General features: G+C 36.1%; 11 protein-coding genes and 2 riboswitches. Of the genes, 2 read left to right on the top strand and 9 right to left on the bottom strand.

Going from position 1 to position 15258, the window contains the following annotated elements; translation table 11 throughout:
* Positions 1-234 precede the first annotated feature (234 nt).
* Complete coding sequence (locus tag AB3M96_RS06065) at positions 235-2025, bottom strand: L,D-transpeptidase family protein (RefSeq protein WP_412966685.1); 1791 nt, start codon at positions 2023-2025, stop codon at positions 235-237.
* A gap of 300 nt (positions 2026-2325) precedes the next feature.
* A riboswitch (cyclic di-GMP riboswitch) is annotated at positions 2326-2410 on the top strand.
* A gap of 16 nt (positions 2411-2426) precedes the next feature.
* Here AB3M96_RS06065 and AB3M96_RS06060 point away from each other — a divergent pair.
* Positions 2427-2558, top strand: coding sequence for a hypothetical protein (locus tag AB3M96_RS06060; RefSeq protein ID WP_412966684.1), 132 nt, complete (start codon positions 2427-2429; stop codon positions 2556-2558).
* Positions 2559-2753: 195 nt separating this feature from the next.
* On the top strand, positions 2754-4844 hold the full coding sequence (locus AB3M96_RS06055) for an N-acetylmuramoyl-L-alanine amidase (protein ID WP_412966683.1): 2091 nt from the start codon (positions 2754-2756) through the stop codon (positions 4842-4844).
* Positions 4845-4931: 87 nt separating this feature from the next.
* Here AB3M96_RS06055 and AB3M96_RS06050 read toward each other — a convergent pair whose 3' ends face one another.
* The 8 genes from AB3M96_RS06050 to AB3M96_RS06015 form a co-directional block, all read right to left on the bottom strand.
* Complete coding sequence (locus tag AB3M96_RS06050; protein ID WP_412966682.1) at positions 4932-7454, bottom strand: VWA domain-containing protein; 2523 nt, start codon at positions 7452-7454, stop codon at positions 4932-4934.
* Positions 7444-8163 carry a class B sortase gene (gene srtB, locus AB3M96_RS06045; protein WP_412966712.1) on the bottom strand — a complete coding sequence of 240 codons (720 nt, stop codon included), beginning with the start codon at positions 8161-8163 and terminating at the stop codon, positions 7444-7446. The genes AB3M96_RS06050 and srtB overlap by 11 nt, the downstream gene beginning before the upstream one ends.
* Before the next feature lie 545 nt (positions 8164-8708).
* Positions 8709-8873 carry a hypothetical protein gene (locus tag AB3M96_RS06040; RefSeq protein WP_412966681.1) on the bottom strand — a complete coding sequence of 55 codons (165 nt, stop codon included), beginning with the start codon at positions 8871-8873 and terminating at the stop codon, positions 8709-8711.
* Between the two features lie 46 nt (positions 8874-8919).
* Positions 8920-9005: riboswitch (cyclic di-GMP riboswitch) on the bottom strand.
* A gap of 178 nt (positions 9006-9183) precedes the next feature.
* Complete coding sequence (locus AB3M96_RS06035; protein ID WP_412966680.1) at positions 9184-12093, bottom strand: leucine-rich repeat domain-containing protein; 2910 nt, start codon at positions 12091-12093, stop codon at positions 9184-9186.
* Positions 12094-12258: 165 nt separating this feature from the next.
* Entirely contained in the window at positions 12259-12801 is a 543-nt protein-coding gene (locus tag AB3M96_RS06030) for a hypothetical protein (protein ID WP_412966679.1), read from the bottom strand.
* A 109-nt stretch (positions 12802-12910) separates the two neighbouring features.
* Positions 12911-13672: an SDR family oxidoreductase gene (locus AB3M96_RS06025; protein ID WP_412966711.1), complete on the bottom strand. Its 762-nt coding sequence runs from the start codon at positions 13670-13672 to the stop codon at positions 12911-12913.
* Between the two features lie 30 nt (positions 13673-13702).
* Complete coding sequence (folE, locus tag AB3M96_RS06020; RefSeq protein WP_412966678.1) at positions 13703-14332, bottom strand: GTP cyclohydrolase I FolE; 630 nt, start codon at positions 14330-14332, stop codon at positions 13703-13705.
* Positions 14333-14407: 75 nt separating this feature from the next.
* Positions 14408-14680: a hypothetical protein gene (locus AB3M96_RS06015; RefSeq protein ID WP_412966677.1), complete on the bottom strand. Its 273-nt coding sequence runs from the start codon at positions 14678-14680 to the stop codon at positions 14408-14410.
* Positions 14681-15258 lie beyond the last annotated feature (578 nt).

The following is a 15258-nucleotide window of genomic DNA, read 5'->3' as shown; positions in this document are numbered from 1 at the left end:
AAAAATATGATTATAGCAGTGTGTGCAAAGAATGTACTTCAGGACAATTATACTATAATAAGTGAATATAATTAGTCTTTTTGAAGAATTGTGAAATATTTCCTCGGAAATTGTCATAATTGATGGGGGTAATTTGAATACCTTTTAACTTAAATTCTATTCTATTTCTACCATTCCACAAATTTTGAAAACAAAAAAAAACGTACAACTTTTTCGTTGTACGTTTTTTTAAAATTAGTTAAATTTATAGCCCATTTCTCTCCAAAATTCCTCTGCAAGAACCCCATAACCCGCAACACTTAAATGGATGTCAGCTGGGTTCGGTAAATATTCTACATAATTTGCTGCTATTACATCAGCTGTAGCAATATAGTAGTCCCCATTTGCATTTGCCCGGTAAGCAATTTGTCCATTCAGAGCTTCAAGTAATTGCAGAAGAGCAGCCTGTTGTTCTGCAGGTGCGTATGGGAATGGATTATAATAACCCATCACATAAACATTTACATTTGGATTAAGTTGATCAATTGTACTTAGGATTGTATTAATATTATTACTCACTTTTTCTAGTTGTGCCGGAATTAAACTTAGATCCCCCTGTACGAGTGGAAGTAAATCATTTGCACCTATATCTATTGTTATATGTGTTGCTTCGCTAATCTCTTTTCTAACTGCTTCATTGTGTAGAACATCTTCTACTAATTGGACTGATGTATAGCCTGATACCCCAAAGTTATCTACATCTAACACTTGATAGGAGGCATCAAATTTATCAGTGATAAAGTCTACATATCCCTTATCATATCCTTTATACGGTGTTTGTCCAGCAGCTAATGAATCTCCTAAAGCAACATATTCTACCTGGATCCATACCCCATCTTTACCTAAGATATATCCGTTTACTACAGTATTTGTTGCTTTTGATCCGTCATTTTGAAGGAAGTACCATTTATGGTCATTCCACAGCCAGCCAGTTGCCATGATACCTGTGTCTAAAAGGAAATATGACTTACCATTTAATGTTACCCAACCTGTTTTCATTCCACCATAATCTTGTAGGTAATACCATTTGTTTCCGTATTTGAACCAACCTGTCTTCATTGCTCCTGTATTATCTAAATAATACCATTCTTTGTCTAATAACCAGCCGGTCCTCATTGCACCTGTTTTATTATCTAAATAGTACCAAGTAGAACCGTCTTTTACCCAGCCAATTTTCATTGCTCCATTTTGCGCTAAATAATACCATGACGCCCCATCTTTTAACCAACCTGTCTTCATTGCTCCTGTTGGTCCGAGATAATACCATGAACCTCCCTCAGCAAGCCAACCCGTTTTCATCTCTCCATTAGACGAAAAGTAATACCACTTGCCACCATTAGATAGCCAGCCTGTTTTCATTACTCCACTGCCATCTAGGAAGTACCATTTATTCTCATCATTAAGCCAGCCAGTCTTCTTAACTCCATTAACATAGTAATACCATTTACCATTTGATAGTTCCCAGCCATTTTTTTCAACTGAGTAGCCATTCGCTTTAGCGATGGCTTGGAAACTACTACTTGAGTTTGTAATGATAACTGGTGTGTATAAATTTACTTGGTCAAATAGCCAACGCACTTCTTCATTATACATCCTTACACAACCGGCACTTACATACTTACCAATTGAACTTGGATTATTGTTTCCATGTATCGCGTATGTAGTCCCATAAGTACCCCAGGCGTCTAGGCCCAACCATCGATCCCCTAATGGATTCCGCGGGTCTCCACCTGGAATATTATCTGTATAATATGGACGGTTCTTAATCTTATTTACAATTTTAAAAGTTCCTTCTGGGGTTAGAGAAATATTTCTACCAGTTGCAACACTAAACGTTCTTACCAGATTGCTCCCGTTGTAAAAAGCCATCTCATTTGACTTCTTATTAATAATGATTAATTGTGATTCAGTAGCAGCTTCTGTTTCGTTTGAATAGATTAATAGACTAAGAAAAAATATAAAAATAACCAGAAACTTTTTCTTCATAACATACCCCTTTTTTATTTAATAGTCATATAGTACCACTTAAATACTGTTTATTTTGTCATTATTTGGTATTAAGTTGCTATATTTTATCACTACTTTTATCGAAAAATAGCAAACTCTTTCCTTTTATTATACGTTTAAAAATCTAGTAAGTTTCAACTAGTATTACATTTATTACTATTTATTGAAATAGAATCTTAATAAATCTAACTTTTCTAAATACACTTACTATTATTTTTTTAGATTATGCTATTTACATTCGACATATTTCGACCGATAATTTAAATAACGATATATTTCGTTCGATAAGAGCAAAATTACTGAAAAGTGATGTCGCAAAGCTATAGGGGCTAATGTTCTCTAACTATGCCAGCCAGCTACCGAAAACGAGGAGGGGCAAAATGAAAACATGGGTAACACCTGAGGAAATGGAAAGTAGAAGACAACGAAATAAAGTTCTTTTATACTGTTCATTGCCGATTATTGGGATCGCACTAAGTGCATTAGTTACAATATTAGTTAGTAATCTTTAAAAATTAATAGTATTCATTATACCGGCTGTCAGGATACTCCTGACAGCCTTTTTCAAATTCCAACAAATTTCCCTACTATAAATCTGTTATTTTTGTTATATTTAATAAGAAAAAAAACAACCTTTTTTTGACAAAATATCAACAATATATTCCCTAGTATATTTATAGCCTCGCAGGAAAGGATAGGTATTTTTAGTGAAAATCTTCAAGAATGTTGTATGGGTACTTTTATTTTTTAGTTTCGCTTTATACTTTTCCACTAGTACAGCACATGCAAATGAAACTGGCTGGAAATATAGCAGTGGTTCTTGGTACTACTATGAATCTGGTACTCCCGCTAACGGGTGGGTACTTGACGGTACCAACTGGTATTTCTTCAATAACAAAGGTGTTATGCAAACCGGTTGGATATACAGCCAAAGTAAATGGTATTACTTGAATAAATCGGGAGCTATGGCAACTGGTTGGGTACTGGACAATAACAAATGGTACTATTTAAAGCAAAGTGGTGAAATGGCTACGGGGTGGATTAAAGACCAAAATACATGGTACTTTTTACATCCTAATGGCGACATGGCTACTGGGTGGGTACAGGTACAAAACAAGTGGTATTATTTGAACCCTAACGGAAGTATGGCAACAGGATGGTTATTTAACCAATCTAAGTGGTACTTCCTGAATAACAGTGGCGACAGAGCTAAAGGTTGGATAACAGTTAGTAATAAAAGATACTACCTTCAGCCTGATGGTGTGATGACAACTGGGTGGTTAACTATAGGTACCGATCGTTATTTTCTTTCAACAAGCGGCGCTGCCGTAATTGGACCATATACAATTGATGGAATCAGTTACCTTTTTAATGAAGCTGGAATCTTGTCTTCAGGTCAACAAAATGTGAATGGCACCACCTATTTCGCTGATCAAAATGGAATTCTACAAACAGGCTGGCTTTTAATTGACGGCAAAAAACATTACTTTTACCCTGATGGCAAAGCGGCTGTAAGCATATCTGAAATCGAGGGTTCTAAGTATCTGTTTGATAATGAAGGTACTTTACTAACAGGTTGGCAAATCATTAATGGTAAACAATATCTCGCTGATAGCAATGGTATGATTTATACAGGCTGGCTTCTTGAAAAAAATCAGAAAAAGTATTTTCAAGCCGATGGACAGATGGCTACCGGAACCACCGTAATCGAGGGTAAAAAATACTTATTTGATAACAACGGAATTCTACTAATAGGTTGGCAAACAATTGATGGGGCAAAGTACTACTCAGATGTTGAAGGTGTCTTAAGTGTAGGATGGGTTTCCATTGACGGTAATAAGTATTACTTTGATGCCAACGGGGCTTCTAAAACGGGTTGGCGACTAATTGATAAGAACTGGTATTTCTTTGACAGCAATCATGTTGTAAAAACCGGATGGTTTTATGAAAATAAAAACTGGTATTACTTAGATCAACAAGGTGCAATGAAGACTGGCTGGGTGATGGATGGTAAGGAATGGTATTATCTTAACTCAAGTGGTGTCATGCAAACTGGATGGAGTTATGTAAAAGGAACTTGGTATTACTTAAACAAGTCTGGTGTCATGCAAACAGGGTGGTTCCTTCAAAGTAACAAATGGTACTATTTAGACTCAAGTGGCGCAATGCGAATAGGCTGGGTCACTGTCGACGGGAAACAATATATGCTTGATACCGACGGTGTTTGGGTACCAGGTGCTATTAATGAATTTAATGGAAAAGTTATCGTATTGGACCCGGGTCATGGAGGAAGTGATCCAGGTGCAATTGGCGGTGGATATTATGAAAAGAATATTGTTTTACAGGTTGGATTAAAGCTTAGGGATTATCTCAGAATGCGCGGTGCACTTGTTTATATGACGAGGCAAACCGATAAGTATCTTACTCTGTCAGAAAGAGTTGCATTCTCTAACTCTATTAAACCTGACGCCTTCATTAGTATTCACACAAATGCTTCAACAAGTAGCACAGTAACTGGCTTAGAAACATTTTATAACCTTGAAAAGGGTGTTATGCCAACTGAAAGTAAATTACTCGCAACTGAACTACAAAACTCTTTAATTGCTGCAACTGGTGCAGTGAATAGAGGTGTTAAGGATGCGAACTTTGCTGTAATAAGGGGAAATCAAGCGCCTTCTGTACTACTAGAAATGGGCTTCATCTCCAACGCCGAAGAACGGGCAAGAATGACGAGTAGTTCTTATCAGGATAAAATTGTTACAGCTATGTACTCAGGATTATTGAGATTTCTAAAATAGTTAAAACACCCTACAAGTAGATTGTAGGGTGTTTTTATAGAGGTTTATAGGACTTTTATAAACTCACTTCAATGTTACTCTAAATATTTATCTCCTCAACGGTAACTCATCTGCATTATCCAAAATTCCATCTCCATCTGAGTCTTTCATTAATGGATGTGATTTATAGGTCCATACCTTAACAGTTGGAGAGAATTCTTGGCCAGGGAATCGCAGCTGCAAGAATATGAGTGCCCATGTTGGCAGGGTAATCGTTTCTTCCTTAATAAGTTCCTGTAAATCAGGAAGTCCATCCCCGTCTGAATCTACAGACATGTCGCCATCCTTTGGATTCTTTAGTAACTTGGCTGTAGTTCCATCACTTAAACGGATCCAAGTTCCATCATTTGTGCCTTCCTGAATTAGATCGGTTAGAGATAACAGTTCATTTGCGAAATCACCATAAATATTTGCAAATACTCCACCTGTTTCTGTATAGAGTGCTTCATATACAGGTCTGTAATAATCATCAGTGATAACTGAAACTGAAATATCGTCATTCTTTAATAGTTGAATTTCTTCCTCCATCGATGCTACTCCATAATTATTCGACTCATTATAATCAGCATCGGTTAGGAGAACCATGAATTTTGTTGCTGTATCACGGAAACCGCTACGACGGCCCATTTCAAGCGCATCAACGACTGACTCTGGTGTATCTCCGCCACCATCAACAACGATAGCACCTAATGATTCTAGGAAATTGGTAATTTCATAGTGCCATTGTCGATCAACAGTCGAGTCCTCTCCATCTGCATCGATATCCTTATAATCGATAATCCCTAATCGCACATCTACATTCTTTTCTTTTAATTCTTCTACAAAGTTCTGGATGTTTAGTTTTACGTTATTAATTTCTTCATACATTGATCCGGTAGAGTCTATAATAAAACTGATATCCGCTTGCCCCGTTTGTACAGTTGAGTCTGACGAGTCTCCCATTATCTGCCAGTTTCTAACAAAGGCAACTATATCAAGAACTCCCCATGTACTAAAATGAGTTGTTTCAGCGGAAATAATGTTATTTCCTGCATCATGGGTTGTTTCAACTGGTACCCATTGATTTTTTTCTTCGTCAAAATAAGCAATCACTAAATCAGAGAATCGAGATGACGCAAGTACGTTACTTGTTATTTTAAAGCCTATTTGTGCTGATTCAAAATCGGTTGGTAATTCAATTGAAATTGGTGCTGATACAAGGCCAGGATTATTTCTAATAAAGTTATTCTCCTCAAAACCTATTGTGATATTTTTGTTTATATCACCCTTACCCTTGACTAAAAGACTAGGTATTACACCTGTTTTAGGGTCTATTACCTTATTCATCACTTCTTCAGATATTGGCTGAGTAATTACTTCCTCAGAGTCTTTGATTCCGTTTCCATCTGTATCCTGCTTTAACGGATCTAGTCCTAAGGTAAGTTCACTATCATCAGTTAATCCATCTCCATCTGTATCCTCTAGTGCTGGATTTGTTTTATGAGTATTGATTTCATCATAATCAGATAGCCCATCTCCATCTGAATCAGATTCAAACGGGTTCGTGCCATATTTTTGTTCCTCACTATTCTTTAAGCCATCTTCATCATAGTCCTCTTCCCCATCAGGAATCTCATTCTCATCTGAATCCTTTAATAGTGGATTTAATTTTTCAGGCTGATTAAAAGAAACCTCATACCCATCCTTCAATCCATCACCATCAGAGTCTGCTTGAAATGGGTTTGTTCCGGCTTTTTGTTCATCTATGTTTTTGAGCCCATCTTGGTCATAATCTTCCTCACCATCAGGAATCCCATTCCCATCCGAATCTCTTTTGTAAGGATTGAACTTTGAAGTATCCTTTGCAGCTTCCTCAAACTCATTTGTTAACCCATCCGTATCAAAGTCTGTTTCATTAATATCAATCATTGCTTCAACAGTTGTTGTAACCTGATACTCCTTGTCACCGACTTTCATTTTATGAACGGCTTCATTTTTGTACTTCTCTTCTTTCTCTTCTGCCTTAGCTATTGTACCGAATGAAGAAGCCACTAAACCAAATATGATTAGTAGTGTAACCTGTTTTCTAAAGCGTTCCTTATTGAGAACAAAAAGAGCTAAAATAAGAACAGCCAACGATATTCCCAGTAACACATAGTACTTTGTGAAACTTGTATCATCGCCTGTTTTCGGTGACGTCCCTTTAGTAGGCTTCTTTACTTCAGGAGTTACCGGAGGTGGAGCACTTGATTGTTTAATAGTTTTTGCAGTGAAGCTAACTTGAGTTTCACCAAAGGAATTTAGACTTTCAATATTCCAAACCAACTGGTTATCAGTTATTTTCGGATCAGTACTTGTAACCTCCAAGCCTTCTGGAATGTTCGCTGTAACAACTACGTTATTGGCTTTACTACCTGTTTGGTTTGTAACAGTTAGTGTATAGGTAATTTCCTCCCCTGCTTCATACGATTCCTTATCTGTAGCTACATCAACCTTCAGATAATCAAGCTCAACATTCGCAAACACAGTAAAGGCCGGAAACAAGAAAAAACAAAGGGTAAGTAAGACAAATAGTTTAAATTTATTCTTCATTATTTGGGTATACCTCCTTATTTATTAATTTTGCATGAACAATCATTCTATCTGTTTCAACTTCATTGGTGCAGGTGGACAACGTCAAAATTCGATCTTCTTCTCCAACTGAAGTTTGGATTGCATACAGCGATTTCTCTTTTAAGTTAGTAATATAATCTAAATAACTGTCTGAATTCTCTACTTGCAGCGGATCAGAGTCGTCAGAAACATAGATAGAAAAAACCTCCCACTCATATGTACTACCTTGGAAATCGGTTTGAATGATTTTATGCTTCTTATAAAACTCTGAATCTAGATACTTTTTCAGCTGTCCAAACATGCTATTGTCCTTCATGTAATGGCCATAAATCACAGTTTGTTGGTCAAGTTCTGTTCCTGAGTTTCGGTAATCCATAAAGATAGCCCCTACAAAGTCATGTTCTTTGTAAAAGTTATGGGTTAAATAATAGCTATTGTCCCTACCTTTAACGATTGGATAATTTATTTTCGAATCCTCAATCGTTATCCAACCAACATAATCCTCGTTCATCCCTTTTAACTCTTTAAATTTTTCATCCCACTGCTTCTGTTTAACTGTAGGTTCCTTTGACTCAGAATCATCAAAATAAAGGTCTTGAAGCACGGCGTAACCCTTTGCGGATTGCTGATACTTGATGACCTGATCAAAGATTCCGAAGAGAGAATACAAAATCACACAAAAACTTATCCCTATAACGACATATACTATCTTCCGTTTTACAGCCTATCACACCTCCCATAAAATAAAATAGAAAACATTCCCAATGATTGTAACAGAAAGCAAGTGCAAAACTTGTCTATATCTCTATATATTTGTGGTATTTTTTCGATGTTTTTCGACTAATTTTCTTTGAACACCTATGAAAATGAAGCAAGGTATTATACTTGTCTTGCATATAAAAGCTATACTTAATTTTCTATATTTGTTTCGAAGATTGTGTATCTAGTAGTTTGAAAAGGCAATTATTATACAATTAATTTTTTTAGTATGCAATTAACTTGGTATTTCCTACAATTATTTGATTTAGTGTGCAATTTGTTTGATGGTTCCTTCAATTATGGTATTTTTTTTGCAAATGCAAGTTCCCCACTTAGATTAACATCATCACAAGTATTCGTTATAGTAAGCATTCTATTAAAAACAAGCTTCTCTGTTCTCTCAATACCAATTCTGATGCTCTTATATACGTAAAAACCCCCATCATGAGATGGAGGTTAGAAGTTCTATTTCTATTATAATTTTATCATGCGCTGTACGGCTTCACGCTCATGGTAGTGCATCTTTAATTCAATATCTTTTTTCATTTGTTGGCAAAGACAATCCTCTAACAACACTCGATTCTTATTGTACTGCATGCTATGATAGTAAAATCTCACTTTATTAATTACATTTTTCATACATAGTTCTCCCTTCGATAAATAGTACATAAATCGACGGGTCGTGTTCGGAAACTGGCAGACATAGTCCAAAAGACCGTAGCCCCTATAGTTTTGCGTCGCCATCTTTCGATGATTTTGCCATTTCGTACGATTTATGTTGTTCATATTTACTATAGATTAAAGGATTGTTCTATCGAAAGAGACTTTTGTCCTATTTTTTTATAGTAATTATTAGCAACTTATAGGTTTCTTTCACTAAATAGATAATCTAATATATAAAAAGGTAAAATACTCCTCGGTTAATACCGAGGAGTACGATAGCAATAGTTTAGTTTGTAATTGCTTTTCTGCGAATGAATAATAGGAATGCAATTCCAGATACCAATAGACTTGTACCGATTACTAACAAGTTAAAGTTACTAGTTGAGGTCTTCGGTAATTTACCATCAGTGTTGTTCTTTGTTGTATTTTCTTTATTAGTACTATCAGTTTCCGGTGTTACTTTACCGGGTGTTTTTTCGTCATTTATAGGGTCCACTTCTGGATCATTTCCTTCACTCTCACCTGGGTCTTCCCCTTCGTTTTCACCTGGTCCTTCCCCTTCGTTATCGTCAGGGTCCTCATTCGAAGAAGCAGTAGTAGCTTTAGTGCTTCCAAATATGATACGTTCTCCTTCTAAACTATATCCAATTATATCAATTGAATACGCTGCTCCAGGCTCTAAGTTTGAAAGAACATAAGAATTTCCATCTATATCGTATTCTAGTTCTTCACCATTCACTAAAACGCTGTATAAGAAGTCGCTATAACCATCGATGGTTTCTGGCTGCCAGCTCAACTCAATTGAAGTTTCTGTTACATTGTCTACTGTAATTTCAATATGCTCAAAAAATGCATAAATACCTCGATCCTCAAGTTCTTTAATAACCGCCAGATCCTCAGACCCATCTGTCAGATCTAAATTGTTTTTCATTAACAGAACGAAGTATAAATTTTCCATTACCAGCAAGCTTGAAATATCCTCTATCTTGTTAAAGCTGATATCAAGGAACTCAATCGGTAAATTCGCCAGTACACTGATATCAGTTACGTTATTTCCTCTTATCGATAGAGTTGTAAGATACTTGAGATTTGCCAGACTACTAATATCTTTAACTTGGTTGCGATCTAACACTAGTGTTTGTAGGTTAGTTAACTTTTTCAAGTCAGATATATCCGTAATTTCGTTATTCCCTAAGGTTAGGTAGTAAAGATTGGTTAATCCGGATATTGGTTTAAGATCTGATATTGAATTATTATCCAGGTACAAGTCCTCTAAGTTCGTTGCAGTCTCTAATCCTGTAAGATTAGTGATGCCTCTATTGGTTGCATCTAGACTTATTAAAGTAGACATATCACTTTCATATAGATCTCTCGAGTAAATGCGTAATGCTTCACGTACCGCATCCTCTAAAGCTGAATCAGCAAACGTAACGAATTCACCCTCTGGCACTGGAGGAGTTGTCACATACGTATACGCACTTCCCCATACATATCCTTGTTCATCAACAGCCTCAACTGTAATATCAATCTCGGACAGAGGCTCAAGGTCTGTAACTTGATAATACGTCTCTGAAGCTGGAATTTGATCGTATAGCTCACCATTAATATAAATATTATACGCTGTGATAAACTCAGCTAACTCTGGAAAATACAACTCAAACTCAACAGAAGTTTCGGTAATATCTGTTACATACAATTCGTTTATTCCATTACCCCACTCAACAGTCACTCCGTTTTCTAGTAGGCTCTTAATGACCGCAATATCATCTGAACCCTTCGTTACATCCAGTCCATCGTTTCCATTTAATGAAACCTGAGTTAATCCTTTTAATTCTAATAGTGCTGAAATATCTTCTAATTGATTATAAGAGATTAAAAGTATTTCAAGATTTTGTAGATTAACTATGGCATCTATATTGGAAATAAGGTTTTCATCTAGATCCAAATAACGTAGGTTTGTCAATTGCGAAAGTGGTGATAAATCTTGTATTTCATTACCATAGAGCATCGCCTCTTCAAGGTTTACTGCAAACTCTAGTCCAGCTAAGTCCACTATTCCAGTATAACCGGCATCTAAAGATGTAAGCCGCTCCATATCATCTGTATAGATATCACGATGGTAGATTTTCAGTTGAGATTGGATAGCCGCTTTTAGATTTTCATCAGCAAAAGCAACGATCTCTCCTGTTGGTGGTAACAAAGTTGTATCCTTTATTTCAAGATTTTCAAGAGTACCATCTTTGTACACGATTTCTACCTTTATGTCATACAACGTGTTAGGCGTTAGCCCCGAAAAGGTATATACCGTTTCATATGGATCAGTAATTTCCTCAACTAAAGCACCATTTAAATACACAAGATACTTTTCTACAGTATCTGTATACCATGGTCCGTCCCACCAAACAGAAATAGATTCATCTGAAGCACCTTCTACACGTAAAACCTTTTTTAGTTGTAATTTTTCATCATCCAAAATAATCTCAATAGGATTTGTCACATAGTCCATACCGCTTACAACTTCAAACTCAACCACAATGTCCTCTTCAGTCGTGTAGTTGTAAGTAACTAACCTATATGTTCCAGTCGGAAGTTCAAGATTACTCGTTTCTGTATAGTAATCTGTAAAATACCCCTCTTCATCTAAATATCCATCATATATGACCTCAGAATTATGTTCTTCTATCCCCTCAATGTAGAAGTTAAAATCTAAAGGTATCGTACCCTTGTCTGTTACAACTTGAATCACAGCTGGGACAACTTCAATTTCAGTCGGTGGTGGCTGTACTGCGTCGGCTACAACATTACTAGTATTACTTTCCACCTTAGGTTGTTTGACAAATTCAATTGGTGCGCTCGTTAACTGTTCACCAGTAGTTGTCGTTGCAGTGACTTGATATGTATAAGCAATTCCCGCATCGACAAATTTGTCTTCATAGGAATATCTTTTTACTTGATCAGTTTCACTTACAAGTACTGGTTCAATGTTTGTTACCTTTCCATTTTTAATCAATTGGTAGTTTGTTAGTTCCTCACCTTGGTAGCTAGAAACATCCCAAGTAAGAATAGTAGAATCCTCTTGTTCATCTACCTCTACTAATTGTAACCCAGACGCAGCATAAGTCTTTGCATATGGACTACAAAATGACACTAACAACACCAGGATTAAAGTAATATTAACCCATGCACGGTGTCGCAAATTAGTTCCTCCTGTCAAAATATTGTGACTAACGGCAATATTATAACTCATGAGTTAGGTAGTTGGATATAAGTTTTTTCCTATATTTTACATATTTCGTTTTACTAAAGATGCGAATGTCGAAACGTAGGGTACACAAAAAAAGCCCGGCCTACGCCACGCTTGTCATTTTGATGTATTTATCCACCAACCTGCTATATTAACACCTTCGTATTGCACCTCTTCACCTGTGCTAGATTCATAGGCCATGCTACCAGTTGCAAAAAGCAAATACCAGTTTGTTTGATGATAGAGGATGGGAACTTTGTCTCCCTTTGTAACCAATTCACCCTTTTCGTTAATTTCTGTATAAACCTTTATACAATCAAAACCACTAGGACATGAGAGCTGTTCATTTTTACTCACCCAATTTAGGAAAGCATCGGTATCCGTGGGAACGCGGAAAGTGCTAAAAAGGAATACAATTAGTATGGTACCAACTATCCGAGTTATTTTTGGTTTATAGTAAAATAGGAGGAGTAAACCTGTAAACGAAAAAAACCAAACAAATATATCACTTTTTAGTAGAAACAAACCTCCCCAAAATGCAGCAAAACTTAATACAAGAACCTTTTCAAATGCTGATTTCTCTCTCTTGCCATCACGTTTTTTAATGAACAAGAAATAAAAAGCAAAACACATTACTACAGCATAAATAACAAGTCTCAAGTGCCCACCTCATTAACTCAAATTAATACTAATTATCTTCTATTCCCACCTTTTCTGTAAAATTTGTTTTTGGCAAATAAAAATCGACAAGAAACCATCTTGTCGATTGCTAGCTTCTTATCCTATTCACCACATTCACTCCACCTGAAGCTGAGATAACACTACCTGTAATCATATCTGAATTGTCATCACATAAAAAAGCTATGATTCTTGCAATATCTTCACCGCTTCCAGGTCGACCGATCGGCGTGTATGAATCCTTCATTTTTCTAACAGCTTGGATATCTAACTCTTTATATTCTCCGACAATATCCCCAGGGCACACCATATTAGCGGTGATTCCGTATTCGGCTTCTTCTAAAGCGATTGTTCGTGTCAGAGACACCAAACCTACCTTTGCTGCACTAAATGCGGAACGATATACCCAGCCTGGTGAATGCTCTGCATCCTGAAACCCGTAAGTAATAATTCTTCCAAATTGCTGCTTGCGCATAATTGGTATTGTTAGCTTTAAAAAATGAAAAACTGAGCTAAGATTACCATCAATCATTTCGTTCCATTCATGGTCCTCGTAATCTACTAGTTTTTTCCGTTCGAAAATATATGGTCCCGCGTTGTTAATAAGGTAGTCGATCCTGCCAAACCTGGTCATGGCTTGTGAGACTAAATGTGAGATATCTTCCTTTTTTGTGATGTCAGCTTGAATAAATTGTATAATTTCTCTATAGGGCTGCCACTCGTTTTTAAGTTCCTCAACCCTTGCTGCATCGCTTCGATAAGTAACCGTAACCGAACATCCATTTTTTAAAAACTCTTCTGTAACCTTTTTACCTAACCCTTTCGTACCCGCTGTTATGACTGCATGCCTCACGATTTCACCTGCCTTCAATTGTGGGTGTTCTTACCGATTTAAAAGTGTTAAAAATTCAAGTCGTGCATCTGAGCGCTCAGCGAAAATCCCACGTGTTGCTGTTGTTGTCGTTTCGGCGCTTGTCTTTTTAATACCTCTTCCGCACATACACATATGCTTCGCTTCGATAACGACCATTGTACCTTGTGGTTGAAGGATTTCTTCAACTGCATCTGCGATTTGGTTTGTTAGTGTTTCTTGAACTTGGAACCGTTTTGCGTACCCCTCTACCATTCTTCCAATCTTTGATAGACCTGTTACCTTTGTGTTAGGAATGTATCCAACATGAGCAACACCAAAGAACGGTGCAAAATGATGTTCACACATGGAATGAAACTCAATATTTTTTACAAGTACAAGTTCTTTATGTGAAACATCAAATACCTTATTGAGATGGTTTTTTGGATCCTCTTGATAGCCTTCAGTGTATTCAAGAAACGCTTTTAAAACGCGGTGCGGTGTTTCCTGCAAACCATCACGGTTTGGGTCATCCCCACATAGTTCAATTAAATCTTTTAGCGCTTCGGTAATTTTTTTAGATTGCTTGACTTTATCTGCATTCCCTTCAAATATACGAGGGAATTTTTCAATTATGCTTCTTTCAATATCTAGTAAAGACATAAACTTTAGCCTCACTTGTCATTATTTATATTATTTAGAATAGTCTATTCTGGTTGGTGTTGCAATGGAAGTGATTTAAGCTAAGCGGTTATAGTACTCTATTAAACTATTAATTTTTTGAAGGTCTTCTCTAGTTCGGCAGTAGTGAATAAGACTTTTTAGATTTTCGAGGAGTGCAATTTGATCTTCGTATCGAGTTTGCTTTTTTTGACGTGTTGCTACAGTTGTTTTCTTTTCTGGATTAGTAATGATAAGCTTTAGCATTCTATTTTTTAGTTCTAGCTGGTCATTTACTTGTGTGAGAAGCTTTGAAGTAGATTCATTGTTTATATAGAGAATTTTATCCATTGAGGTTCTCCTTTTCGACACCTTTTTACCTAATAATACCAAAATATTTAGGAAAATATAAAGGTTATCGCCGCTGGGGTGGCCTGTTTGAGTATATTTAAGAGGTTTTTAGTATTTAAACCCTTTGAATTGGTCATAAAACTAGTTGAAATGAAATATTGCCGCGTTATTTTACTAGATTTATAATACCTTGTTTCGTTTACGGTTTTTAATTTGGATTTATGGTTTTTAATCAGGATTTACGGTTTTTATTTTCGAAATACGGTTTTTAATCAGGAAATACGATTTTTAATTCAAATTTACGGTTTTTAGCAATTTTTAGATTAGGTACCTTATCTACTAACCAATCAAATTAATAAGTCCCCAAGACTAACCACATTACATCCGTAAATTTGTAAAAATATAAAGGCAGCCTTGAGCAATTAAGTCTAACACCTTTTAAATTGATGAAATAACCAATTTGTAAGCAACTTTTTCTGCAGTTTTTCACTAGATTTATAGTACCTTGTTTCGTTTACGGTTTTTAATTTGGATTTATGGTTTTTAATCAGGATTTACGGTTTTTATTTTCGAAATAC

Origin of the sequence: Ferdinandcohnia jepli (genome assembly GCF_047246645.1) — a bacterium.
Classification (GTDB): domain Bacteria; phylum Bacillota; class Bacilli; order Bacillales; family Bacillaceae_L; genus Ferdinandcohnia.
This window is presented reverse-complemented; position numbering and strand designations above follow the sequence as displayed.

Excerpts from the sequence above, each read along its gene's own strand:
- AB3M96_RS06065 (WP_412966685.1), bottom strand. The coding sequence starts at position 2,025 with ATGAAGAAAAAGTTTCTGGTTATTTTTATATTTTTTCTTAGTCTATTA.
- AB3M96_RS06060 (WP_412966684.1), top strand. The coding sequence starts at position 2,427 with ATGAAAACATGGGTAACACCTGAGGAAATGGAAAGTAGAAGACAACGA.
- AB3M96_RS06050 (WP_412966682.1), bottom strand. The coding sequence starts at position 7,454 with ATGAAGAATAAATTTAAACTATTTGTCTTACTTACCCTTTGTTTTTTC.
- AB3M96_RS06040 (WP_412966681.1), bottom strand. The coding sequence starts at position 8,873 with ATGAAAAATGTAATTAATAAAGTGAGATTTTACTATCATAGCATGCAG.
- folE (WP_412966678.1), bottom strand. The coding sequence starts at position 14,332 with ATGTCTTTACTAGATATTGAAAGAAGCATAATTGAAAAATTCCCTCGT.
- AB3M96_RS06015 (WP_412966677.1), bottom strand. The coding sequence starts at position 14,680 with ATGGATAAAATTCTCTATATAAACAATGAATCTACTTCAAAGCTTCTC.